We start from the raw sequence: 23812 nt of genomic DNA, 5'->3' as shown, positions 1-23812 counted from the left end.
TTACATGCAGATTATTGCGGGTCGGTGGCGCCAGCCGCTTTATCCTGAGCTTCACCCCAGTATTTTTGCTTACTGGTTTTGCCGATCCCCGGGTTCATGCTGTTGGTTGGATCGTTTTCGCGATAGAAGCGTTTTAAACTGTCCGGCGCTTCATACAGATGGCCGACGTTGTGCTCGGCCGGATACTGAGCGCCTCGCTCCTTCAGCAAAGCCAGCATTTTCTCTTTCAGCGCGTGGGCGTCGACGCCTTTTTTCACGATGTAATCCTGATGGAAAACGTGGCACATAAAGTGTCCGTAATAGAGCTTATGCACCAGCTGGCTATCGATATCGGCGGGAAGCTGCTCAAACCATTCAGTATCGTTACGGCGCAGGGCGATATCCAGCGCCAGAATATCTTCCACTTCATCCGCGTGCACCGCCTGATAGCGAATCGCCGCGCCTGCGGCGGCAAAACGATGCAGAAAGGCTTTGCTGCCCTCTTCGGCGGTACAGACGAAGAAGTCACCTTCGGCGTTCTGGAAATATTCTCCAAGCCAGGCCTGGGCCTCTTCGATGCCATCGCCCGCCATCTTCAGCAACAGATGGTGTTCGTATTTATCACGCCATGCCTTCATTCGCTCCGGCAGATGCGCCGGGAAGACGTGCCCCAGCTTTTGCATAAAGCGGTCGGTGAAGTGCGGCTTAAACAGCGACACTTTTTCCAGCATCGCATCGGTGCGACCCTTCATGGTGAAGAAGAAGGGCATTTTATCGGTGCCGAGCTTGTCGATCATCAGAAAGGTATCTTTACCGTACTGCTCGGCGATGTCGTAAATATCGCGGTGCATATACTCGCCCGCCACCGGTAAATTGTTGAACCCGGCGAGAATATGGCGGCGAATTTCGGTCAGTACTTCCGGCCGGTTGGTGCCGATATAAAACACCTGCTGGCGTTTTTCCGCCGGGAAAGTATCGAGGCGCACGGCGAACACCGCCAGCTTGCCGGCGCAGCCGGAAGATTCAAACAGGCGATCCGGGTCGGCATTGTAGCGCGCCGGGGTGTCGGCATTCACGTCGCGCACGCGGGTGACGTAATCATGATCGTGCGCGTGACGGCCATCGTGGCGCACATCCTCATCTTTGATCCGTTCATCGTCAAGGCGGCTGAGGATCTGTTCCGGCGTAGTGCCGAGGTCGATGCCGAGGTGGTTCACCAGCGTCAGCTTACCGGCTTCATCGATTTGCGCGTAGAGCGACATTTCGGTGTACGCCGGGCCGCGCTGAACCAGCGAGCCGCCGGAATTGTTGCAGATGCCGCCGACCACCGATGCCCCGATGCAGGATGAGCCAATAACCGAGTGCGGTTCGCGTCCCAGCGGCTTCAGCGCTTTTTCCAGCGAATAGAGCGTCGTGCCGGGGTAGGCCAGCACCTGCTCGCCTTTATCCAGCAGATGCAGTTTATCCAGACGGAGGGTGCTGATAATAACGATATCGCGGTCATAATCATTGCCGTTCGGCGTAGAGCCTTCGGTCAGGCCGGTATTTGCCGCCTGCATCAGAATGATTTTATCGGCGTTCACACAGGCATTCAGTACCCGCCACAGCTCCAGCAGCGTACCGGGAAAAACCACCGCCAGCGCTTCGCCCTGGCCTGAGCGGAAGCCTTTACGGTAGCGCTGGGTTTTAGCCGGGTCGGTGAGCAGATGGGAAGAGCCGACCAGCCGGGTCAGTTCAGACAGAAAAGCGTTGTTATTGGTTATTGCAGATGACATGTTCCACTCCTTGTGGTGGTACAAATTATTAAAAATAAGAATAGCGCTTTGTATGACAATTTGATGCATCAATGTTTCGAAAAATCAGAGTAGAACGCGCGCTTTCTGCAGGCGTCTCGTTTATGTTTATGGCAGACTTCGATTTTTGCTATCTTTTCGCCGAACTGGCCGACTGGAACAATGAGGGATAAAAATGAAATGGCTTTGTACTGTAGGCGTCGCGGTGAGTCTGGCGCTGCAACCCGCGCTGGCGGATGAATTGTTCGGCAATCATCCCTTAACGCCGCAGGCGCGGGATGCGTTTGTGACGGAACTGCTGACTAAAATGACGGTGGATGAAAAAATCGGTCAGCTGCGCTTGATTAGCGTCGGCCCGGATAACCCGAAAGAAGCCATCCGCGAAATGATTAAGGATGGTCAGGTAGGGGCGATTTTTAACACCGTCACCCGCCATGACATCCGCGCTATGCAGGATCAGGTGATGGAACTCAGCCGCCTGAAAATCCCGCTGTTTTTCGCTTTTGACGTGCTGCACGGCCAGCGTACGGTGTTCCCGATAACCCTTGGCCTGGCCTCTTCTTTTAATCTCGACGCGGTAAATACCGTCGGGCGGATTTCGGCTTATGAAGCGGCCGACGACGGCCTGAATATGACCTGGGCGCCGATGGTCGATGTTTCCCGCGACCCGCGCTGGGGACGCGCCTCGGAAGGCTTCGGTGAAGACACTTATCTCACCACCGTGATGGGTGAAGAGATGGTGAAATCGATGCAGGGCAAAAGCCCGGCGGACAGGTACTCGGTGATGACCAGCGTTAAGCACTTTGCCGCCTACGGCGCGGTGGAAGGCGGCAAAGAGTACAACTCCGTCGATATGAGTCCGCAGCGTCTGTTCAACGACTATATGCCGCCGTACAAAGCCGGACTGGACGCGGGAAGCGGGGCGGTAATGGTGGCGCTTAACTCGCTCAACGGCACCCCGGCGACCTCCGATTCCTGGCTACTGAAGGACGTGCTGCGCGAGCAGTGGGGCTTCAAAGGCATCACCGTCTCCGACCACGGAGCGATTAAAGAGCTGATCAAGCACGGCGTGGCGTCTGATCCGCAAGATGCGGTGCGGGTGGCGCTGAAGTCCGGCATTAATATGAGTATGAGCGACGAGTACTACAGCAAATATCTGCCCGATCTGGTGAAGTCCGGTAAGGTGACAATGGCTGAGTTGGATGATGCCACGCGCCACGTACTCAACGTCAAGTACGATATGGGCCTGTTTAACGACCCGTACAGCCACCTGGGGCCGAAAGAGTCCGACCCGCAGGACAACAACGCCGAAAGCCGACTGCACCGCAAAGAAGCGCGTGAAGTGGCGCGGGAAAGCCTGGTATTACTGAAAAATCGTCTTGATACGCTACCGCTGAAAAAATCGGGCACTATCGCGGTGATTGGTCCCCTTGCCGACAGCAAACGCGACATGATGGGCAGCTGGTCGGCGGCAGGTTCTACCGAACAGTCGGTGACCTTGTTGACGGGGATGCAGAACGCGCTGGGCGACAAAGGCAAGATAATCTATGCCAAAGGCGCCAACGTCACGGATGATAAAGGCATTGTCGACTTTCTCAATCTGTATGAGAAAGCGGTACAGGTAGACCCGCGCCCGGCGCAGGAAATGATTGATGAAGCGGTGGCGGCGGCGCAGCAGTCTGACGTGGTGGTTGCCGTCGTTGGCGAAGCGCAGGGCATGGCCCATGAAGCCTCCAGCCGTACCGACATCACTCTGCCGCAAAGCCAGCGTGACCTGATTAGCGCCCTGAAGGCCACCGGCAAGCCGCTGGTGCTGGTGCTGATGAACGGTCGCCCGCTGGCGCTGGTGAAAGAAGACCAGCAGGCTGATGCCATACTGGAAACCTGGTTCGCTGGTACCGAAGGCGGCAACGCTATTGCCGATGTGCTGTTCGGCGACTATAACCCGTCGGGCAAGCTGCCGATGTCCTTCCCGCGTTCGGTCGGACAGATCCCAACCTACTACAGCCACCTCAATACCGGCCGTCCGTACAATGCGGATAAGCCGAATAAGTACACTTCGCGCTACTTCGACGAGGCCAACGGTCCGCTTTATCCATTTGGCTACGGGCTGAGCTACACCACTTTTAGCGTTTCCGACGTGAAAATGTCGGCGCCGACCATGCAGCGTGACGGCAGCGTTACCGCCAGCGTGCAGGTGACCAACACCGGTAAACGCGAAGGCGCGACGGTGATTCAGCTTTATCTGCAGGACGTCACCGCCTCCATGAGCCGCCCGGTTAAAATGCTGCGCGGCTTTAAGAAGGTGACGCTTAAAGCCGGTGAAACGCAAACCATCAGCTTCCCGATTGACGTTGAGGCGTTGAAGTTCTGGAACCAGCAGATGAAGTACGATGCCGAGCCGGGTAAATTCAACGTCTTTATTGGCGTCGATTCCGCTCGCGTGAAGCAGAGCGAATTTGAGCTGCTGTAACAGAGGAAACTGCCGGGTAAGGCGCCAGCCGCCGCCCGGCAGAAATACGCGCATAATATCTAATGCGAATTTGTTATAAATCCTTAAGGCCGATTATCGGCCTTTTCTTTTTCTGCTCCGCCCTGAATGAACTACGCTTCTCTCTTAAGCTCCTGTTAATGGGGCGCAAATTAAAAGAGGGATGTGGGGATGATAAAGGCAACTATTTGCACAGGTGCGCTGGCGGCCCTGATTAGCCTGCCGCTGCAGGCGGCGGAGCCGGTGAAGGTCGGTTCAAAAATCGATACCGAAGGGGCGCTGCTGGGCAATATTATTTTGCAGGTGCTGGAAAACCACGGCGTGAAAACCGTCAATAAAATCCAGCTCGGCACTACTCCGGTGGTTCGCGGGGCGATAACCGCCGGCGAGCTGGACATTTACCCGGAATATACCGGCAACGGCGCTTTCTTCTTTAAGGAGGAGAACGATCCGGCGTGGAAAAACGCGCAGCAGGGCTATGAAAAAGTCAAAAAGCTGGATGCAGAAAAGAACAAACTCGTCTGGCTGACTCCGGCTCCGGCCAACAACACCTGGACTATCGCCGTCCGTCAGGACCTGGCGGAGAAAAATAACCTCTCTTCATTAAGCGACCTTGCCGGCTATCTGCAAAAGGGCGGTGACTTTAAGCTGGCCGCCTCGGCGGAGTTTATTGAACGCCCGGACGCGCTTCCGGCTTTTGAAAAAGCCTACGACTTTAAGCTTAAGCAAAACCAGCTGCTGTCGCTCGCGGGCGGCGATACCGCGGTGACCATTAAAGCGGCGGCGCAGCAAACCTCCGGCGTTAACGCGGCGATGGCCTACGGTACCGATGGCCCGGTTGCTGCGCTGGGTCTGCAAACTCTGAGCGACCCAAAGAACGTGCAGCCGATTTATGCGCCGGCGCCCGTCATACGTGAAGCGGTATTAAAAGAATACCCGCAGGTAGCCGAATGGCTTCAGCCGGTATTTGCCAGCCTTGATGAAAAGACGCTGCAAAAGCTGAACGCCAGCATTGCGGTAGAGGGTCTGGATGCGAAGAAAGTTGCCGCCGACTATCTGCAACAAAAAGGGCTACTGAAGTAGAAGCCGCGTGAGGATTCATTGCCATAACCGGGTTGCGCTGCTGCTGGCGTTGTTGCTGCTGCTGGTGATGGCGCTACCGTTTATCAATTATGCGCCAAACCGGCTGTTATCCGGCGAGGGGCGCTGGCTATGGCAGGTCTGGCCGTGGCTGGCGGGCATTCAGGCGGCGACAGCGCTGCTGGTAGCCATGCTGTGCTGGCGTCCGGGGCGTCTTCCGCTTCTGCAGATCTTCCTGCTGGCAGATCTGCTGCTGCCTGTGTTGCTTTGGGGCAGCGGCAGCGCAGCGCTGGAGCTGGCCGGGAAGGGGTCGTCCCTGGCCCGTACCTCGCCAGGCAGCGGTCTCTGGCTGGCGTTGGCGCTGTGTCTGCTTATCGCCAGCGATGCCGTACGCCGTCTGACCTCGCGTGCCCTGTGGCGCTGGCTGCTGAATGCGCAGGTCTGGCTGCTGCCCGCGCTGCTGCTCGGATTGGGTCATCTCGACAATCTCTCTGTGCTGAAAGAGTATGTTAATCGCCGCGACGTTTTTGACGACGCGCTGTATCAACATGCGATCCTGCTGTTTGGCACTTTGCTGCCGGTGCTGCTGATTGGGCTACCCGTTGGCGTTTGGGTCTGGCGCTATCCTCGCTGGCAATCGCCGGTTTTTGCCGCTCTCAACGTCATTCAGACCGTTCCTTCCGTGGCGCTGTTTGGCCTGCTTATCGCACCGCTGGCCGGGCTGGCGCGCCAGTTCCCTTCGCTGGCGCAGCTCGGTGTTTCCGGGACCGGTTTAACGCCCGCGCTGATCGCGCTGGTGCTGTATGCGCTACTGCCGCTGGTGCGCGGGGTAACGATCGGCCTGCAGCAGGTACCGCGCGAGGCGCTGGAGAGCGCGGTAGCGATGGGAATGAGCGGCGGACAGCGCTTTCTTCAGGTGCAGTTACCACTGGCGTTGCCCGTTTTGTTGCGCAGCCTGCGGGTGGTCAGCGTGCAAACCGTCGGCATGGCGGTGGTCGCGGCGCTGATTGGCGCGGGGGGCTTCGGGGCGCTGGTTTTTCAGGGGCTGCTCAGCAGCGCGCTTGATCTGGTGCTACTGGGCGTGATTCCGACTATTGCGCTGGCGGTAGCGGTGGATGCGTTATTCGCGCTGTGGGGCGCATTATTGAAAGGAGAGGCCGGTGATTGAGTTTGACGGCGTCAATAAAGCCTTTGCCGGACAGCCTGCGGTGAAAAACCTCAATCTGCATCTGCGCGAAGGGGCGTTTTCGGTGCTGATTGGGACTTCAGGTTCGGGTAAGTCAACCACGCTGAAGATGATCAATCGGCTGGTAGAACACGATAGCGGGACGATCCGTTTCGCCGGGCAGGATATCCGCCGGCAGCCGGTTCTCGAACTACGCCGCAGGATGGGCTACGCCATCCAGTCTATCGGCCTGTTCCCCCACTGGACGGTGGCGCAGAATATTGCCACCGTGCCGCAGCTGCAAAAGTGGCCGCGGCAGAAAATTCAGGCGCGGGTGGATGAGCTGATGGCATTGTTGGGGCTGGAGCCGCTGCTTCGCGAGCGCTATCCGCATCAGCTGTCCGGCGGTCAGCAGCAGCGCGTCGGGGTTGCGCGCGCGCTGGCGGCCAACCCGGAAGTCTTGCTGATGGATGAACCCTTTGGCGCACTGGACCCGGTGACGCGTGAGGTCCTGCAGCAGGAGATGATCCGCATTCATCGCCTGCTGGGGCGAACGATTGTACTGGTGACTCACGATATCGATGAGGCGCTGCGTCTGGCGGACCATCTGGTGTTGATGGACGGCGGCGAAGTGGTACAGCAGGGGGAGCCGCTGCAGATGCTGCTTGCACCGAAAAATGCGTTCGTGCAGACCTTTTTTGGCCGCAGTGAACTGGGCGTGCGCCTGCTGTCGCTGCGCGGCGTCGGTGATTATCTGCGCCGCGATGAGCGTCTGGCCGGGGATACGTTAAATGTGGCAATGACCCTGCGCGAGGCGCTGTCGCAGTTCGTGGCCCATCGCCGCGAGGTTCTGCCGGTAGTCGATGAGCATGGGCGGGCCTGCGGAACGTTGCATTTTGCCGACCTGCTGCGCGAGGAGGCCCGGCGTGAAGGTGCTGCGTGATCCGCTGCTGTGGCTTATCGCTATGTTTGTCGCTCTGCTGCTGGTGTTGCCCTGGAGCGCGCCGCTGTTCAGCTCGCTTTTTCCTGAACTACCGCGCCCGGTTTATCAGCAGGAGAGTTTTGTCTCCTTGACCGTGGCGCACTTTTGGCTGGTGGCGCTCTCCAGTCTCGCGGCTACGCTTGTGGGCGTTAGCGCCGGGATAGCGGTCACCCGTCCGGCAGGGCAGGAGTTTCGCCCTTTGGTGGAAACGATTGCCGCGATGGGGCAGACATTTCCGCCGGTCGCGGTGCTGGCGATTGCGGTTCCGGTGATGGGGTTCGGCTGGCAGCCCGCGCTGATCGCGCTGGCGCTATACGGCATTTTGCCGGTTTTGCAGGGGACGCTGGCGGGGTTGGGAGCAGTTCCGTCCGGCGTATTATCTATCGCTCAGGGGATGGGAATGAGCGGCTGGCAGCGGCTGATAAAGGTAGAACTGCCGCTGGCGGCGCCGGTGATGCTGGCCGGAATTCGTACCTCGACCATCGTCAATATAGGTACGGCAACTATTGCTTCAACCGTTGGCGCCAACACGCTCGGTACGCCGATTGTTATCGGCCTCAGCGGGTTTAATACCGCTTATGTGATTCAGGGGGCGCTGCTGGTGGCGCTGGCGGCGATTATCGTCGATCGCGGATTTGAACGGCTGAACCGGCGGATCAGCCGACACCGCCGCGAACAATAAACGAATAGCCGGCCAGCATTACGCCGCCGATACCGCTGATGGCCATAAATAAGAAGAGGGTGATAACCGCAATTTTCGCTGGCTTCATAATAGGCTCCTGATGTTAACGCGGGGATTATACGGTGAAGCGCAGGTGTTAATGAAACATTAATTGCGGTTTAGCTACGACAACCCCCGGCTTGCGCTGCGCTTAGTCGGGCTACGGATCTCCAGCAATCTGCGATCCGCTAGCCCGTCCAGGCGCCTCAGGGAGACGTCGCGGTAGCGTGATTCAGCCAGATAACCTGGTCCTGCCGTTGCCAATGATGGAGTTGCTGGATCTGGGCGCGACAGGGAGCCTCTCCGCACCAGACCATTAACGTACTTTCGGGAAAAAGATCGGGCCGGATATGGCTCACTGAAGAGGCAAGTACATCCACCCGCCAGCCCTGCTCGCTGGCTATCCAGCCCTCCAGCCAGAGTCGGGTGATATCGGTGACATTCCAGCCAATTATCAACGCATGGCTAGCGGAGTGTTTGGCGGCGGAAGAGAGGCTATGGGCAATATGACCGATCAGAATGCCGTCAAGAATCCCCCTCAGCGCCATCAGCGTTGCCTGTGGCGGAGACAAACGCTGGCGTAACGGGTTAATCAGGTGTCTGACCAGGGTTTGTGCAGAGTAGCTGCGGTTGCGCTCTTTGAGCCACATGCGCAGGCGATGGTAGCTTCCGCTTTGCAGGTAGCCGAGCAGTACCTCCTGCCGTTGCTGCCAGCCGTCGGCAAACTCCTGTTCATTATCCAGAAGCAGCGTTTTCACTTTCCCGACCTGGACGCCGGAATCAATCCAGCGCTTAATTTCGCGAATGCGGTCTATCTCAAACTCGTTGAACAGACGGTGCCCGCCGTCGGTACGCTGCGGTTTCAGTAATCCATAGCGCCGCTGCCAGGCGCGTAACGTGACGGGATTGATATCGCAAAGCTGGGCAACTTCGCCAATAGTATAAAGCGTCATTTTCTCCTCCCGCTGGGTTCTCCTCTCTTAACTGTAGAAGCTGTTAAGCGAACGGGAAAATTTTGCTTGTTTTTTGTACAAAAAAGGGCAGGCGAGACGCTAAGAAATGTGATCCGGAACATGAATTATCATTTTCATGTATTGCTTCAAAGAAAGTTATAAGCAAGCAGTGTATGTTACGCGCTTTCAAATGAAGTGTGGTCTGCGGGTATGTACGAGTTCGATCTGGTGTTGCTGCTGCTTCAGCAGATGTGCGTGTTTTTGGTCATTGCGTGGCTGATGAGCAAAACGCGGCTGTTTATCCCGTTAATGCAGGTCACCGTCCGACTACCGCACAAGCTGCTGTGCTACGTTACCTTCTCCATTTTTTGTATTCTGGGTACCTACTTCGGCCTGCATATCGAAGACTCAATCGCCAACACGCGAGCCATTGGCGCGGTGATGGGCGGCCTGCTGGGCGGGCCGGTGGTCGGCGGTCTGGTGGGGCTGACCGGCGGGCTTCATCGCTACTCGATGGGCGGCATGACGGCGCTGAGCTGCATGGTATCCACCATCGTCGAAGGGCTGCTCGGCGGCCTGGTGCACAGTATTCTGGTTAAACGCGGACGGCCGGATAAAGTATTCAGCCCGCTGACCGCTGGCGCTATCACCTTCGTGGCGGAAATGGTGCAGATGCTTATTATTTTGCTGATCGCTCGTCCGTTTGAAGACGCCCTGCACCTGGTTCAGAGTATCGCCGCGCCTATGATGGTCACTAATACCGTCGGCGCGGCGCTGTTTATGCGCATCCTGCTGGATAAGCGCGCAATGTTTGAAAAATATACCTCGGCTTTCTCGGCTACGGCGCTGAAGGTTGCCGCCTCGACCGAAGGGATCCTGCGCCAGGGGTTTAATGAAGAGAACAGCATGAAGGTGGCGCAGGTGCTGATTCAGGAGCTGGATATCGGTGCGGTGGCGATAACCGACCGCGACAAGCTGCTGGCGTTTACCGGAATTGGCGACGATCACCATCTTCCCGGCAAACCTATCTCTTCGCTATATACCCAAAAGGCGATAGATACCGGCGAGGTTGTCTACGCCGACGGTAATGAAGTGCCTTATCGCTGCTCGATTCATCCCAACTGCAAACTGGGCTCCACGCTGGTTATCCCGCTGCGCGGCGAAAACCAGCGGGTGATCGGCACGATTAAGCTCTATGAAGCCAAGAATCGCCTGTTTAGCTCCATTAACCGCACGCTGGGGGAGGGGATTGCGCAGCTGCTGTCGGCGCAGATCCTGGCCGGCCAGTATGAACGGCAAAAAGCGTTGTTAACGCAATCGGAAATCAAGCTGCTGCACGCCCAGGTGAATCCGCACTTCCTGTTCAACGCGCTCAACACGCTAAAAGCGGTGATTCGCCGCGATAGCGATCAGGCCGGGCAGCTGGTGCAGTATCTGTCGACCTTTTTCCGCAAAAACCTGAAGCGGCCTGCGGAAATCGTTACCCTGGCGGATGAAATTGAGCATGTGAACGCCTATTTGCAAATTGAGAAAGCGCGTTTTCAGGCCAATCTGCAGATTCAGATGCTGGTACCTGAAGCGCTGGGGCAGCACCAGCTGCCGGCTTTTACCCTGCAGCCGATAGTTGAAAACGCCATTAAACACGGAACGTCGCAGCACCTTGGGGTGGGCGAAATCACCATTCGCGCCAGCCAGCACGAACGCTGGCTGCAGCTGGATATCGAAGATAACGCCGGGTTGTATCAGGACAAACCCAGCGCCAGCGGGTTGGGCATGAATCTGGTTGACCGACGGCTGCGGGCGCGCTTCGGCGCCGACTGCGGGATTACCGTCACCTGTGAGCCGGAATGCTTTACCCGCGTCACGCTGAGACTGCCTCTGGAGGAAAGCGCATGTTAAAAGTATTAATTGTCGATGACGAGCCGCTGGCCCGTGAAAACCTGCGTATTTTGCTGGAGACCCAGCCTGATATTGAGATCGTCGGCGAATGCGGAAATGCCGTAGAGGCGATCGGCGCGGTACATAAGCTGCGTCCGGACGTGCTGTTTCTGGATATTCAGATGCCGCGGATCAGCGGTCTGGAAATGGTCGGTATGCTCGATCCGGAGCATCGCCCGTATATTGTTTTTCTCACCGCCTTCGACGAGTACGCGGTAAAAGCCTTTGAAGAGCACGCCTTCGACTATTTACTTAAGCCGATAGAGTCCACCAGGCTGGAAAAAACGCTGGCTCGCCTGCGCCAGGAGCGCAGCCTGCAGGATATGACCGTGCTTGATGATACCCAGCAGGCGCTGAAATATATTCCCTGTACCGGACACAGCCGGATCTGGTTGCTGCAGATGGAAGACGTGGCCTTCGTCAGCAGCCGGATGAGCGGGATTTACGTGACCGACTGCGAAGGGAAGGAGGGTTTCACCGAGCTCACCCTGCGCACCCTTGAGAGCCGCACGCCGCTGCTGCGCTGCCATCGCCAGTACCTGGTCAACATGTCCCATCTCAAGGAGATCCGTTTTGAGGAGAACGGCCAGGCGGAGCTGCTGATGCGCGCCGGGCAAACGGTGCCGGTCAGCCGCCGCTACCTGAAAAGCCTGAAAGAGGCGATTGGGCTGTAAAAAGGCGGAATCGTGATAGACTGAGCGGCAGATTTTTTCATCATGAAGGCAATATGATCAGTAACGATATCTTACGTAGCCTGCGCTACACCCTGAAAACCAATAACAGCGGCCTGGTACGTATTTTTGCGCTGGCGGATGCGCCGGTCAGCGCGGAACAGCTGGTACCCTGGCTGAAAAAAGAAGACGAAGAGGGGTTTGTGCGCTGCCCGGATATCGTGTTGTCGAATTTCCTTAACGGCCTGATTTACGACAAACGCGGTAAAGATGAATCCGCGCCGCCGCTGTCGGTGGAGCGGCGGGTAAATAACAATGTGGTGCTGAAAAAGCTGCGCATCGCCTTCTCCCTGAAGACGGATGATATCCTCGCTATTCTTACCCAGCAGAAATTCCGCGTCTCAATGCCGGAAATTACCGCCATGATGCGCGCCCCTGAGCATAAAAACTTCCGCGAATGCGGGGATCAGTTTCTGCGCTACTTCCTGCGTGGGCTGACCGAGCGCGAACACGCGAAATCCTGATGAGTTTTCCCGGCTGGCGGCGTAAACGCCTTAGCCGGGATTGAGCGGCGTCTGGCCATTATTTCACCTCTTTAAATCCCTGAGACTTCAGCATTTTCTCCGATTCGCTCAGCGAAATAGATTTCTGTGAGCAGTCGGTAAAGCTTGCCCCCGGCAGTTTACACAGCTCGCTGATTTTAACCTGATTGAAGTCGATGGAGAGATGCTCCTGCGCGTAGGTCTCTTTATAGTCCACGCTGTGCGTCACGCCCTTAATGTTGCTGTAAGCCGCGCCGATGGGATCGATTATCTTGCGCGCCTGCTCCTCGTTGCTCACTCCAAGGGATTTATAGGGGATCTTATTTTCCGCGTCCTGGCGGGTGACGAGATCGCCTTTGTAGTGGTAGGTGAAGGTGAGATCAACGCCGTTCATGGTGTTGCTAAACGCCTTGACATCATCTTTTTTGTTATCACAGCCCATAAGCGCGGCCATCACCAGGGTTGCGCCCAGCACTGCGGTAATCCTGCGGTTAAATTTCATTATCATTCCTTGTTAATCAAGCATCACATCTAATTGTATACAGAGTTGCGCGATGGCGCTGAGCGTATCCGTAGTTGTCTCTGTTTCGCTTTCTCCCAGCTGGCGCAGCAGGTGCGCAAGATGGGGAAAACCATTGTTCGTTAAATCGTCGCTCAACGCTTTAGCCTCGCGAAACAGCCCCTTTTGCTGATAGCGCAGGCCGTTATGCAGGATCTGGATCAGCAGCGACCGGGCGCGCTGCAACAGACTTTGAGCCATTGCACGCGGCAGCATGGCATCGCCAGCAGGCAATGGTCCGACGGAGGACGGTTCGGCATTCAGCGCCCAGGCGCGAGAACGGGTCATCATCACCAGCGGCTCCAGGCAAAGCCGTCCGTGATTAAAGCTAACCAACCCGGAAACCATAACCAGCGGATCGTCTTCTTGTCTGAGCAGCGCCGCCATTCGCTCAACGGCATACGGTGCGCTGGCGGAGGCAGGAAGGGATAAGTGTAAAACGTTATCTTCTCCCTCGCCGCTGAGAACCTGCGCATCCAGCGTTTGCCGCGCGGCGTCCCACCCGACGGCGATGCAGGAATCTACCGGCAAAATAAACAGGTTATCAACCTGATTAAGCGGACGTACCCAGGCCGGAGCGCGCTGGCGCAGATACTTACGCAGCGCCGCAACTCCCGCCTGCCGCAGCGGAGCATTGAGTAAAAGCCAGGCGTTTTCCATCAGCGGAACGTTGCTGCTCAGGCGGTGGCGTGCGCCCAGCAGCAGCTCGCCGCTGGCATTACGACGCGCTGACTGAGTAATAATTTGCCCGCCAGCCAGCGTGCCGGCCTGAAAGGAAAACAGGCGGCGCTGCCATAGCGGATTCTGCGCCCGCTCGCCCAGCGGCCAGCTGCGCGACAGATGCAGAATGCTGCCGGTATCCGGATCGCTAAACCAGATACGCAAGCCGTACCGTTGGTTATCCTGCCAGACGCGCATGCCAAGAGAAATGAGCCGCACATGGTCGAGCTGCGCTTCACCGACAATACCCAGCCCGACGACGGTACGCCACGGCAGAGGGGGAGTCTGATTAGCCTCGGCAAGCTGCGCCATCCGATCGGCGCTCTCCAGACGGGCGTTAAGGCCTGCCAGCTGGGCGAGCAGCTGTTCTGGTGAGTAGTGGCTGCCACGCTGCTGGAAAGCATCCACGGATTCACGAAGCTCGGCAAGCGCGCCAACGACCCAGCGCCAGTTGGCCCGGTGCGCGGTTCTCTGCGCGCGGGTAAACGCGGCTTCGAAGCCGAGCGGCGGCTGGCTGACGCCGCTTTGCCATAGCAGCCGGCTGAGCTGGAGCAGGCTTTGTCGGCAGGCCTCGCCTTCGTCGGTATCAAATGGCCCGCCGCGGGCGGCTAGCTTGCGGCTACGGGTTTGCCATACCAGATGCGTAAAGCCGGGCTGCTGGGCTTCGGCATCGCTGAAGGCCTGCACCGCCAGCGCGATGTGCTCGCACAGCGAGCCGTCCACGCAGTCGCAGCGGGCAAAGCGGATGCTGCTGCGGGAATAAAAACGTACATCGCTCATCGGCAGCCTGGCCGAGGGCGTTTCATTGGGACGGCAGAATAATTCCACCGTCAGTCCTTTATCCGCCAGCTGCTGCGCCCGCTTGAGAATGGACTCGGGGAGGGTGGACAGCTCTTCCTGCCACAGGCCGGGATGCCAGCGCTCGCCAGCGTTTGGCTCTCCTCCAGGAGCCGCGTGACCGGCGTTGGCGCGCTGATAGCTCAGGATCAGCATCACGCGATGACGGCACATATCGCTGGCGCCGCAGGTGCAGCTGGACTCTTTTAGCGCCCGATCTTTTTCCAGCCGGGTACGAGTGCCGTCGCTAAAAACGGCGGTAAGCGTACCGTTGTCATCCTGGCTCAGCTCGGGGATGTTGCCGTTATCCAGCTCTTTTTGGCTGCGTTTTACGAATCCGGCGTTGCTCAAGGCGATAAGCGCCTGCGGCGTGAGCTCCAGTAATTCAGGACGTAGAGGGATCATGATTGTAGATTCTCCGCCAGCCAGGAGGCCAGTTCGCCGGGCGTCATGGCGGCGATTTGCGCCCCGACGTTGACCAGCGCCTGGGCCATTTCATGGTCGTAACTCGGTGACGCTGAGCTGTCTAACGCCGCCAGCCCGAGGACTTTGACGCCGCTTTGTACGCTCTGCTTTACCTGGTTAATCAACAGCGAATTCGCTCCACCTTCAAAAAAATCACTCACCAGCACAATGACGCTCTTTTGCGGCTGTTCAATAAGCTGTCGCGCGTATTCTACGGCCTGGGCGATATTGGTGCCGCCTCCCAGCTGCACTTTCATCAGCAGCTCAACCGGGTCGGCAACGTCCTGTGTGAGATCCACCACGCTGGTATCAAACGCCACGAGGTGCGTGCGAATGCCTGGCAGCTGCCATAAGCAGGCAGCCATTACCGCCGAATGGATAACGGAGTCGACCATTGAGCCGCTCTGATCGACCAGTAAAATCAGCTGCCATTTTTCGCTATGGCGTTTCACGCGGCTGATAAACTTTGGCGACTCAATATATAGCTTGCCGCGCTGCGGGTCCCAGTGTTTGAGGTTGGCACGCAGGGTTTTCCTGAAGTCGAAATTGCGCGCCAGAGGGACGCGCGACGGCCGCTGTCGGTCGCGAGCGCCGGAAAATGCCTGACGAATCTCTTTTGCCAGCCGGGCCATAATTTGCTCCACCACCTGCTGCACCAGCTTACGGGCGGCGTTCAGCACTTCCGGATTCATCAGGTGTTTGGTGTGCAGTACCGCGCGCAGCAGGCTTTCGGAAGGTTCGATGCGCTCCAGCACGTCCAGGTTAGTCACCACCTCGTCAATACCGTAGCGCAGCACCGCATCGCTCTCCAGGCGCTCAATAACCGGCTGAGGGAAGAGCGTATGAATGGCGTTGATCCATTCCGGCGTCGTCAGATTGGAATCCTCCAGTCCACCCTGGCGCTCGCCCCGCTGCAAACGCTGCGGGTCGCGGCCATACAGCCACTCAAGGGCGTGATCCACCCGGCGACCATGGTCATCAAGACCGCCGAGGCTGTTTTCAGCGGCCTGGCCCAGAATCAGCCGCCAGCGCTGGAGTTCGCGGGTTGTCAGAAGATCGGATAGCGTATGCATTAGCGTACTCCCCAGTGCCGTAGTGCCGCCAGCGCCTGCTGTTCCAGCTGCTGGTGATGAATTAGCTGCTCCGCAGAGCAGGAAACCGACGCCTGTAGCGCATGCGCCGGCAGCATGGTCATGTGATAGTGGTCGAGCACCTGGCGGGCTAGCATGCCGCGTTCGCGAGGCGGCAGCCAGGCCATCGCCGCGCGTAAATCCGGCAGCGCGAGAATAAACTCATCCTCCGTCAGTCCGGCGAGAAGCCCGCTGAATCCGGCGATAAAGGCGGGCTGACAGGCAAGCTGATGGCGCGCCAGCGCCAGCATGCCGTGCGCCGCCTCTCCCAGGCGCTGCGGCGGCAGCTGCATCAGCAGAGCCAGCGCCGTTTCGGCGGTAGCGGCGGGATGTTCAAGACGGAGTAGCGCGCCAAGCGCCGCGCCGCGGTCAAGCGGGGCGGCATCGGCGGCGTGAATGCGCCGTTCAAGCAGCGCCAGGGCGGGGCTGAGCGATACGTCCGCTAAAACGATGCCGTTGTGTAAATCGCGCAGGATGTGACACAGGATCTGCCAACTATGCAGATGGGCGTGAAACTGTTTCTCGTCGGCGACTCCGCTGGATTCGCAGAGCCACAGCGTCCGGTCAAACGCCGCGCTGAGCGTGATTTCCAGCACGGCGGCGTTCTGCATGCCGCTAATATCATCCCGCTGCCAGAGGGCGTAAAGCACTTCCAGCGCCGGCCCCATTTCGGCAAACTGACTCTCTTGCGAAATCAGCTGCGCCAGCTGTTCCAGTATCTGCTGGCTGAAGCTGGACAGTCCCGCCAGAGCAGCCTGATTCAGACTGGCGGCCAGAGTTTTGATGCCGACGGACGCCAGAATATTCGCCTCCAGACGCTGACGGGCGGCATCCGCCAGGGACGCGCCGTAGCGGGCGGCTTCAATCAGAACGGCGTGCTGTTCCATGGTTCGAAACAGCCCCCAGCTCTCTTCGCCATCGCCGGAAAGCGTCACCGCGCTGCCTTTACGCAGCTGGAACCCCGGTATCTCGAGGATTGCCAGCCGGTGTAAGACATGGCTTTTCGCTAATCCATCAGGATCGAAGCGGTTGAGGATCGGGTCGGCGGGGAGGGTAATTCCGACGCGCGCCAGTTCGCGCTCGACGTCCTGCGGCAGCGGCGGTAGCGGCGTTCCCTGAGCGAGCTTGCCGAAATCCTCCCCTGCCAGCACATCGACGATGGCCAACAGAATAGGATCGGTTTGCGGATGGATCGCGCCGCGATAGCTCCAGGGGAGAGGCGCATTCAGCGCCTCTTTGATTAACGATCCCGCGAGCGCATCAAGCCAGTCGCAGCGCAGCGGCTGGGTATGACCGCGCAGCTGCGCCAGCGCCATGCCGCGCAGGTGGGCGGCGGCCAAATCGGCGGTCGAGGCCGGCAGGCGACGCTGACGCAGGCGCGTGACCAGGGTTTTCAGTAACCGTTCCCCGGCCAGGCGCTGGCCGAACTGCCAGCACCAGCGCTGCCAGACCGGCGCCGGCATTCCGGAAAGATAGCCCGTCAATACGTCGAGACGTTTTTCGCTATAGGGGGTGAGATAGCAGCCGGTGACGGCATCGGTGGTCGGCGGGGACGGGTATTCAGGCTCCTGCGCTTGTCCACGGAAACTCTGCCACCGGGTAGCTAACGCCGGAGCGTGCCAGCCGCCGCAGATCGCTATTACCGGGCCGTCGTTTTGCTGCATTGCCCATGCCAGCCAGCGGGCCATATAAGCTTCCCGCCGACGGCTGTTTTCACCGCCGATGCTGGTGCCGCGCAGCTGGATAAACCAGGCCTCCAGCGCCCGCTCCAGCCCGGCGCGCTGGTTTTCATCTTCGAACAGATGGTCCCAAAGCGTGTCGGTATTCTCCATTCCACAGGCCTCGAACAGGCGCTGCTGGTCATCGGCGCGGCGAGCATCAGAAGGATCGTCGTCATCGTCGTCCTGTGCCCAGAGAGGTAAATCAATAAAGCGGATGTGGGCTCCTGCCGCCCGCGCGGCCATCAGCGCCTGCCACTCCGGCGAGAATTCGGCGAACGGCGTCCAGCCGCTACGTCCGGCCGCGCCGCCATTCTGCTGCTGGCAGTAGCTGTAAATGGCGACAGGCAGCTGATGAGGTAAAAAAAGCTCATCCAGGCGATGATTAAAATCCACCGGACCTTCAATCAGAACGTAGCGCGGACGCGTTTGCTCTATTCGTTGTTTCACCAGCCTGGCGCAGGCCGGGCTGTGGTGTCGAACGCCGATAATTAACGGCTGCTCTGGCATGCGTGTTCCCTCACGGCAGGCGGTGGCGGGCCTGATAATAGGCCTGCCAGTGGGCTTCTTTATGCGTACCGACGCGCTGCTCAAAATAGCGGCGCAGGCGGGCCCGGTCGTCTTCGTTATCTTTGACAATCGTACCGGCGATGCAGTCTACAAGGTCGGCGGGCTCTCCGGCGCGACCGGCGAGAAACCAGGCGCGTACGCCGACGGCGTGGGCGACGTTGACCGCTTCGGCGGTAGACATAATGGCATTGAGGGTATCCATTGTGGTTTTCTTACCGCCGTCGGCGCGCAGGTCGCGGAAGGTCTGAACCAGTAGTTCCAGGATGGCGTCGGGCACTTTATGCGGGATACCGCTGTGCTCCAGCAGTCGTGCAGACGCGTTAGCCACCAGCTCCAGCTCCTGCTGAAAATCCATAATCGGAAAGACGGTCTCGAAGTCGAAACGGCGTTTGAGCGCCGCGCTCATTTCGTTTACACCGCGATCGCGGGTATTGGCGGTGGCAATGATGTTGAACCCGGCGCGGGCATAGAGCAGGCTATCGTCGCCGGTCAGCTCCGGGATCGCCATTACGCGATCGGAGAGCATCCCCAGCAGGCAGTCCTGAACCTCCAGCGGCGTACGGGTGATCTCTTCAAAGCGGACGATTTTGCCGTCGCGCATGCCCTGATAGAGAGGGGCGGGGACGAGAGCCTGCGCCGACGGTCCCTGATTGATCAACAGCGCATAGTTCCAGGCGTATTTAATCTGATCTTCAGTAATCGCCGCACCGCCCTGGATGGTGAGTCCGGCGTCACCGCAGATGGCGGTAGCCAGCAGCTCTGAGAGCAGCGATTTTGCCGTTCCCGGCTCGCCGACCAGCATCAGGCCGCGCCCGGTAGCCAGCGTGACCAGCATTCGCTCGACGGCGGCGGGGCTGATAACCACTTTACGGCTGATGTCGCGAGCGCTATCGCCGAGGATAAACGCGCGCGCCGCAGGCAGGCTTAACTGCCAGCCTGGCGGGCAAGGATGAGGATCATCCTGTCGCAGCCGCGCGAGTTCATCGGCGTACAGTACGGCGGCCGGGGGGCGCTGAAGATGTTTTTCCTGTTGTGTCATCGTTTCTTCCTTAAAAAGACAGCGTTATGAGATAAAAGATTATTCTATGCGTATCTGATTGTGCGGTGGCGGGTTAATTACCGTTGTGAAATGAGAGGCGCAGGATACAGGTTGCTCCACGTACTAAATGCTGCAACTTCGGCAGTTTATTTTATTCACCGGTATTTAAATAAACTGCCGAACGATTTATCCCTCTTATTGGCTCTGGCGGAAGATGAGCTCCACCGAGCTTAGCGCTTCGCTCAGATCCCGGGGGGAGAGCGTTGAAAGTGGAGTGTGTGGTTCACCTTTATTAAGCGTGATAGCGATGAATTGCTGGCTCGCCCTGGCATCCATGTTGTAGTGAACAAACCCCGGAGCCACCTCCAGTATCAGACGGTGGGGAGGCAGATCGTAACAGAAGCTATGTTCATTAGCCTGCCACCAGCCGCCGTTGCGGATCCCCAATAGCTGGCCGCTTCCGCTGGCGTTAAGAGCACCGTACCGCGCATCAGCTGCTGGAGTGGCGGCAACAGCTGGTCATCGGCAAAGATGCGTTCAAACGCCGCTCGCATCTCATCACTCAGTTCCGACGGATGGACAATACCAAGCAGGGCGGGGCTATCGTGCCAGGCATATACGTTCCTTGTTCTACTCAAACAGTCCGTCAATATCGTTGATAAGTTCGCTGATGGTGACGCTATCCAGCACTGAGAACGTCGCCTGCTGTGGAGCATTACCCCCCCAGCCGTACTGATGCGCTTTTCCGGCATAGAGCCAGACCTTGCTTAAGAGCTGTTCCGCGCTGAGTTCATCCGGCAGCAAACCTACGGCGAAGCCTTCGTCGATCTCCATCACCAGCGCCCACTCTCCCAGAGGTTTGAGCATCCAGCCAATCCAGCCTCCGTCCTGCGGCTCGCCGCGCAGCCAGCCTTTGTTCGCCAGACCTATCACGCGGCCGCTCGGGCATTTACGCCCCGCCCAGCGGGTGAGTTCGGTTGCGGAAAGCTCTGCGGGCGTCAGGGTGTAGCAGTTGCGGTCAAGCTGACGGAACGGCGGCAGCAGCTCATAATCAGCGAACAGCTGGCCGAAGGCAGCGGCGTCTTGCGCAGGCATCTCCAGCAGGTGCGGCAGGCCGATGCGGATATCGCCTTGCGGCAGGGTGAACAGGTCGTCATCGGCGGTGCTGTAGCTATTGTCTTCCGCCACGCGGAAGCAGGCCAGCAGCGTGTTGTCGGCTCCGTAGACCCCCCAAACCAGGCGACGGGTCAAGTGGCGCACCAGTGGATGAGCGACCAGAAACTGATGGAAGTTCTTTGCCGTCCAGCGGCGGCGCTGGCACATGGCTGACTCCATACGCGCAATTTGCTGGGCGGCAATCGTACGTGCGTCTTTCTTCAGGGCTTTATAACGATTAACGGCATCGGTAGCCAGCGCGTTATCATCACTTTTATTCGGCTTCGGTAAGTCTTTAAGACGGCTGCCGTTTTCATCGCGCACGTATGGCTTCAGCGCTTCATCAAAGCTAACGACGAAGTGCCGTGGGCCGAAATCGAGGGTTAGCGTACCATCATCGTTCAGACCCAGATCGGGCGCGAGGCGATCTTCCAGTTCTTCTACCGTCAGCTCACGGCTTTCGGCAATATCGCCGATCTTTTCTCTGGCGCGCTCCTGCAGGGCTTTAAATTTGAGCTTCTGGGCGATGCCGTTCAGCTGCATCAGGGCGATATCCGTGCCGATGGCGGTAAGTATATCCAGCCCGACGGTGGCGCGTTTATGCTGGGATTCGCCCGGCCAGGCGCGGATCAGCGGGGTGAGCGCGCGGGCGGTATCGTCGTTGCCAAAGAGCCCCAGTGCGGTAAAAGCCCAGCTCTCTTTCGACGGCGCGCCGGCGGTTTGCCAGGCACTGAACAGATCCCAGGCGAAGGCAGCAAGCGATTCTGCAGTGCAGAGCTCTTTGACCAGCTGCAGGCCGGGGTAAATGCTTTCATCCGTCGGGAAACGCAGCATTTCGCCAAGGGTTTTTAAGGCTTCATTCGGCAAGGCAAGACCCTGTTCCCGCAGCAGAGGACGGGTCCATAGCGCGGGCTGGTAAAACGCGGGCAACGGCGGAATTTTAGTCGGATGGTTATCCAGCGGATCGAGTGCCAGTAGCGCGCTGACCGCCTCCATCACCTCCGGCTGATTGTAGCGCCGGGAAACCTGCTCAAGCAGAGGCTGATGGCCGTTATCGATCAGCAAGCGTATAGCCAGACGCGCGCTGTCCTGCGCTTCGCCCGCTTTGCCAAGGGCGGCAGGCAGCAGCCCGGTAATCGCGTGTTCAGGGTAGGTCAGCAGCCACTCGCGGGCCACTTCACGCAGCGATTTAAGCTTGTTAAAAGCGCGGGCGACGACAGGAGCCAGCTCGCTGGCGGCAAACCAGATAGCGACCGACAAATTTTCCTGCGGATAGCGCGAGAGAGCGTTAACAAAACCCGGTAGCCCGGCAAGACGCAGATACGACATCACATATTCCGCGCCGGTGTGGGGTTCTTTACTCAGCGTATTCCAGGCCTGAGCTGCTCGCTCTGCGGGAAGAGAGGCGAGCATATAAAGCTTCCATTCCCCCGGGGAGGGGGAGTGGTATGCTTTGAATTCGGCGATAAGCGCAGGGTAATCCTGCCGCTGCCAGGCATCGACCACCAGATCGGACGCCTTTTCATAACGATCGTTTTTGTGGCTCCAGCTTCTGAACCCCAGCCGCGTAAGGTACTCTTTTTCATCCTCCTGTTTGCCCATCTCCACCTGGCTGGCATACCAGCTACGCTGTGCAAGAAGCGCTTTGGCTGCCTCTTCCGTCAGCATACACACGGGTTCTAACGCCAGCGGCGTTAAGCTGAGCTGGGGGACCGACGGTTTTTTCTTTTTTGCTGCCCACGGCGGGGAGAGCAGCAGCAGCGGCAGGATATCGGCTCCGGCGCAGTCGGTCTGCTGATTTAATTGCTGTTGGCAGGCGTTGAGCAGAGATGCGGCCTGGGCAGAGAGCCAGGGCGAAATTTGCGCGGCTAGCTCCGGCTGTGCGCTCAGCAGGGTCATCAGCATAATGCGCCAGCGTTTTTCTTCTTTCTGAACCAGCAGTTCTGCCAGCGCCGCCAGGGCCGCGTGCGGGAAGCGGGCGCTGGCCCTGGACATTCGCTCATGGCAGCGTTTCCCTTGTTCACTCACGCGAATCAGCTGCATCAGCGCCTGCGGATGGTTAACATTACTGACAAGGTCTCCGCACAGGTCATCCTGAACGTAGGGCGCAAAGCGGGCGATGCCGGCAACGCCCTGCTCGCGCATCACCGTGACGTTCCAGACGCTGCCGTGATAATAATCGTTGAACAGATTTTCCGCCCGGTAGGGCTCCAGCGCGTTGACGACCTGCGGGTCACGGGCCACCAGCTTCAGCCACTCCGCCGTTTTCACATTTTTGTGCGCCAGTACCCGCTGAGCGATGTCGTTCACGATATCCTGGCGTTCCGGCAGTAAAAGCGCGACCAGCGGCTGCTGCCCGATGGGCATATCCGGTAATGCAGAGATTAGTTTATCAACGCAGCGCTGCCAAAGCGCTTCATCGGCAAGAGCCAGATGCGCGCGCAGGCGTATGTCGAGCATCGATGGCCCGCGAGCATCGGTGGGTTGAGAACGGAACGTGACCTGAACGGTTTGATAATTGTAATCAAATTCAATGTGCTGCAGGGCAATAAATACCTCGGTGGCGTATTCCAGTCCGTAGACGTAAACAATCTCGTCCATCAGACCGGAATTATCATCTCTGTACCAGCCGCGGCGGGTGGTCACCGCGACCTGAACCGCCAGCGCCGCAGGCGAGAGCTGGCCATCCGTAAGGGCTTCGTTGATGATTTGCTGCCAGTACGCGGAGCAGTCGGCATAGCTGAAAGTGACGACTTTCCCTGATTGTTGATGAATCTCTTTGCCGAGATCCATCAGCTTACTCTCCTCCGGGGCGGCAATGGCTTCGCCGGGATAGAGCCGCGAGGGGAGGGCTTCCTGAAGCAGCTCGTCTGATAAAGCCAGCTCGGCATCGTCCGCCAGCCATGGGCGAATAATGCCAGCAGGCGCAGGGGAGGAATTCGGCTGCGGGGCGGCTGCCGGCGAGGCTATTTCCGCAGGCGGGCTGGCGGCTGCAGGCTGCGCTGCTGCGGTATCCTCAACGTAGCCTTTGCGGGTTTTTTCATTAATTAACTTCTGTTCGGCTTTACTGGCCGCCGCCGCGTCGGCAAAGGTTTTAATCTGGCTCTGACCGTGGGTGCCAACCTTGCCCCAGCTTAAATGCAGCTCGCTACTCTGCTGCTCAACTGCCCAGAATTTATGTGATTTTTCATCATGATAAATAAAGGTTTTCATCTACGTCCCTGTGTTTTTATCCAGTCTGGCGTTGATGCTAACAGCTATTGGCAGGAACGCCGAGGGTGGGAGATAACAAGAATCCAATTTT

Annotated in this window: 19 protein-coding genes; 8 read left to right on the top strand and 11 right to left on the bottom strand. The window is 58.4% G+C overall.

Annotation, left to right across the window (positions count from 1 at the left end; genetic code table 11):
• Positions 1-11: 11 nt before the first annotated feature.
• Positions 12-1754: a D-lactate dehydrogenase gene (gene dld / locus GJ746_RS16950; RefSeq protein ID WP_154681245.1), complete on the bottom strand. Its 1743-nt coding sequence runs from the start codon at positions 1752-1754 to the stop codon at positions 12-14.
• A 193-nt stretch (positions 1755-1947) separates the two neighbouring features.
• On the opposite strand from dld, the gene bglX reads away from it, so the two are divergent.
• The 5 genes from bglX to GJ746_RS16925 all read left to right on the top strand — a co-directional run bounded on the left by bglX (position 1948) and on the right by GJ746_RS16925 (position 8172).
• A complete protein-coding gene (bglX, locus tag GJ746_RS16945) occupies positions 1948-4245 on the top strand; it encodes a beta-glucosidase BglX (RefSeq protein ID WP_154681244.1) in 2298 nt (765 codons plus the stop codon).
• Between the two features lie 189 nt (positions 4246-4434).
• The gene (locus GJ746_RS16940) at positions 4435-5346 is read left to right on the top strand and encodes an ABC transporter substrate-binding protein (RefSeq protein ID WP_154681243.1); all 912 of its coding nucleotides are present in this window, start codon (positions 4435-4437) and stop codon (positions 5344-5346) included.
• A 67-nt stretch (positions 5347-5413) separates the two neighbouring features.
• Positions 5414-6511, top strand: coding sequence for an ABC transporter permease (locus GJ746_RS16935; RefSeq protein WP_413773435.1), 1098 nt, complete (start codon positions 5414-5416; stop codon positions 6509-6511).
• Positions 6504-7451 (top strand): ABC transporter ATP-binding protein, encoded by a 948-nt coding sequence (locus GJ746_RS16930; RefSeq protein WP_154681241.1) that lies wholly within the window; start codon positions 6504-6506, stop codon positions 7449-7451. The genes GJ746_RS16935 and GJ746_RS16930 overlap by 8 nt, the downstream gene beginning before the upstream one ends.
• Positions 7435-8172 carry an ABC transporter permease gene (locus tag GJ746_RS16925; RefSeq protein ID WP_154681240.1) on the top strand — a complete coding sequence of 246 codons (738 nt, stop codon included), beginning with the start codon at positions 7435-7437 and terminating at the stop codon, positions 8170-8172. The genes GJ746_RS16930 and GJ746_RS16925 overlap by 17 nt, the downstream gene beginning before the upstream one ends.
• Here GJ746_RS16925 and GJ746_RS16920 read toward each other — a convergent pair.
• The gene (locus tag GJ746_RS16920; protein ID WP_004103838.1) at positions 8147-8260 is read right to left on the bottom strand and encodes a protein YohO; all 114 of its coding nucleotides are present in this window, start codon (positions 8258-8260) and stop codon (positions 8147-8149) included. The two genes, GJ746_RS16925 and GJ746_RS16920, sit on opposite strands and share 26 nt — an antisense overlap.
• Positions 8261-8417: 157 nt before the next feature.
• Positions 8418-9164 (bottom strand): MerR family transcriptional regulator, encoded by a 747-nt coding sequence (locus GJ746_RS16915; protein WP_154681239.1) that lies wholly within the window; start codon positions 9162-9164, stop codon positions 8418-8420.
• A gap of 210 nt (positions 9165-9374) precedes the next feature.
• Here GJ746_RS16915 and GJ746_RS16910 point away from each other — a divergent pair, with 210 nt between their 5' ends.
• The 3 genes from GJ746_RS16910 to GJ746_RS16900 are packed head-to-tail and all read left to right on the top strand — an operon-like array spanning position 9375 to position 12297.
• The gene (locus GJ746_RS16910) at positions 9375-11063 is read left to right on the top strand and encodes a sensor histidine kinase (protein WP_154681238.1); all 1689 of its coding nucleotides are present in this window, start codon (positions 9375-9377) and stop codon (positions 11061-11063) included.
• Positions 11057-11776: a two-component system response regulator BtsR gene (btsR, locus tag GJ746_RS16905; protein ID WP_154681237.1), complete on the top strand. Its 720-nt coding sequence runs from the start codon at positions 11057-11059 to the stop codon at positions 11774-11776. Before GJ746_RS16910 ends, btsR begins: the two co-directional genes overlap by 7 nt.
• 53 nt (positions 11777-11829) lie before the next feature.
• A complete protein-coding gene (locus tag GJ746_RS16900) occupies positions 11830-12297 on the top strand; it encodes a DUF1456 family protein (RefSeq protein WP_154681236.1) in 468 nt (155 codons plus the stop codon).
• 58 nt (positions 12298-12355) lie between these two features.
• Here the strand turns inward: GJ746_RS16900 and GJ746_RS16895 are convergent, their stop codons facing one another.
• From GJ746_RS16895 to GJ746_RS16865, 8 genes are all read right to left on the bottom strand, one after another.
• Positions 12356-12817 (bottom strand): YehR family lipoprotein, encoded by a 462-nt coding sequence (locus GJ746_RS16895; RefSeq protein ID WP_154681235.1) that lies wholly within the window; start codon positions 12815-12817, stop codon positions 12356-12358.
• 12 nt (positions 12818-12829) lie between these two features.
• A complete protein-coding gene (locus GJ746_RS16890; RefSeq protein WP_154681234.1) occupies positions 12830-14836 on the bottom strand; it encodes an SWIM zinc finger family protein in 2007 nt (668 codons plus the stop codon).
• A complete protein-coding gene (locus tag GJ746_RS16885) occupies positions 14833-15969 on the bottom strand; it encodes a vWA domain-containing protein (RefSeq protein ID WP_154681233.1) in 1137 nt (378 codons plus the stop codon). Before GJ746_RS16885 ends, GJ746_RS16890 begins: the two co-directional genes overlap by 4 nt.
• Complete coding sequence (locus GJ746_RS16880) at positions 15969-18254, bottom strand: DUF5682 family protein (RefSeq protein ID WP_154681232.1); 2286 nt, start codon at positions 18252-18254, stop codon at positions 15969-15971. Before GJ746_RS16880 ends, GJ746_RS16885 begins: the two co-directional genes overlap by 1 nt.
• A 10-nt stretch (positions 18255-18264) precedes the next feature.
• A complete protein-coding gene (locus GJ746_RS16875; protein WP_154681231.1) occupies positions 18265-19353 on the bottom strand; it encodes an ATP-binding protein in 1089 nt (362 codons plus the stop codon).
• A 195-nt stretch (positions 19354-19548) separates the two neighbouring features.
• Entirely contained in the window at positions 19549-19800 is a 252-nt protein-coding gene (locus GJ746_RS25255) for a hypothetical protein (RefSeq protein WP_195908889.1), read from the bottom strand.
• Positions 19725-19907: a DUF4132 domain-containing protein gene (locus tag GJ746_RS25515; RefSeq protein WP_264766568.1), complete on the bottom strand. Its 183-nt coding sequence runs from the start codon at positions 19905-19907 to the stop codon at positions 19725-19727. The genes GJ746_RS25255 and GJ746_RS25515 overlap by 76 nt, the downstream gene beginning before the upstream one ends.
• 76 nt (positions 19908-19983) lie before the next feature.
• Complete coding sequence (locus tag GJ746_RS16865) at positions 19984-23721, bottom strand: DUF4132 domain-containing protein (RefSeq protein WP_154681230.1); 3738 nt, start codon at positions 23719-23721, stop codon at positions 19984-19986.
• Positions 23722-23812: the final 91 nt, after the last annotated feature.

The organism is Klebsiella oxytoca (genome assembly GCF_009707385.1).
Taxonomy (GTDB): Bacteria; Pseudomonadota; Gammaproteobacteria; order Enterobacterales; family Enterobacteriaceae; genus Klebsiella; species Klebsiella oxytoca_C.
This window is presented reverse-complemented; position numbering and strand designations above follow the sequence as displayed.

Bases quoted from the DNA above. Each gene is read 5' to 3' on its own strand.
- dld (WP_154681245.1), bottom strand. From the start codon at position 1,754: ATGTCATCTGCAATAACCAATAACAACGCTTTTCTGTCTGAACTGACC.
- bglX (WP_154681244.1), top strand. From the start codon at position 1,948: ATGAAATGGCTTTGTACTGTAGGCGTCGCGGTGAGTCTGGCGCTGCAA.
- GJ746_RS16940 (WP_154681243.1), top strand. From the start codon at position 4,435: ATGATAAAGGCAACTATTTGCACAGGTGCGCTGGCGGCCCTGATTAGC.
- GJ746_RS16935 (WP_413773435.1), top strand. From the start codon at position 5,414: ATGGCGCTACCGTTTATCAATTATGCGCCAAACCGGCTGTTATCCGGC.
- GJ746_RS16920 (WP_004103838.1), bottom strand. From the start codon at position 8,260: ATGAAGCCAGCGAAAATTGCGGTTATCACCCTCTTCTTATTTATGGCC.
- GJ746_RS16915 (WP_154681239.1), bottom strand. From the start codon at position 9,164: ATGACGCTTTATACTATTGGCGAAGTTGCCCAGCTTTGCGATATCAAT.
- GJ746_RS16910 (WP_154681238.1), top strand. From the start codon at position 9,375: ATGTACGAGTTCGATCTGGTGTTGCTGCTGCTTCAGCAGATGTGCGTG.
- btsR (WP_154681237.1), top strand. From the start codon at position 11,057: ATGTTAAAAGTATTAATTGTCGATGACGAGCCGCTGGCCCGTGAAAAC.
- GJ746_RS16900 (WP_154681236.1), top strand. From the start codon at position 11,830: ATGATCAGTAACGATATCTTACGTAGCCTGCGCTACACCCTGAAAACC.
- GJ746_RS16895 (WP_154681235.1), bottom strand. From the start codon at position 12,817: ATGAAATTTAACCGCAGGATTACCGCAGTGCTGGGCGCAACCCTGGTG.
- GJ746_RS16890 (WP_154681234.1), bottom strand. From the start codon at position 14,836: ATGATCCCTCTACGTCCTGAATTACTGGAGCTCACGCCGCAGGCGCTT.
- GJ746_RS16885 (WP_154681233.1), bottom strand. From the start codon at position 15,969: ATGCATACGCTATCCGATCTTCTGACAACCCGCGAACTCCAGCGCTGG.
- GJ746_RS16880 (WP_154681232.1), bottom strand. From the start codon at position 18,254: ATGCCAGAGCAGCCGTTAATTATCGGCGTTCGACACCACAGCCCGGCC.
- GJ746_RS16875 (WP_154681231.1), bottom strand. From the start codon at position 19,353: ATGACACAACAGGAAAAACATCTTCAGCGCCCCCCGGCCGCCGTACTG.
- GJ746_RS25515 (WP_264766568.1), bottom strand. From the start codon at position 19,907: ATGCGAGCGGCGTTTGAACGCATCTTTGCCGATGACCAGCTGTTGCCG.
- GJ746_RS16865 (WP_154681230.1), bottom strand. From the start codon at position 23,721: ATGAAAACCTTTATTTATCATGATGAAAAATCACATAAATTCTGGGCA.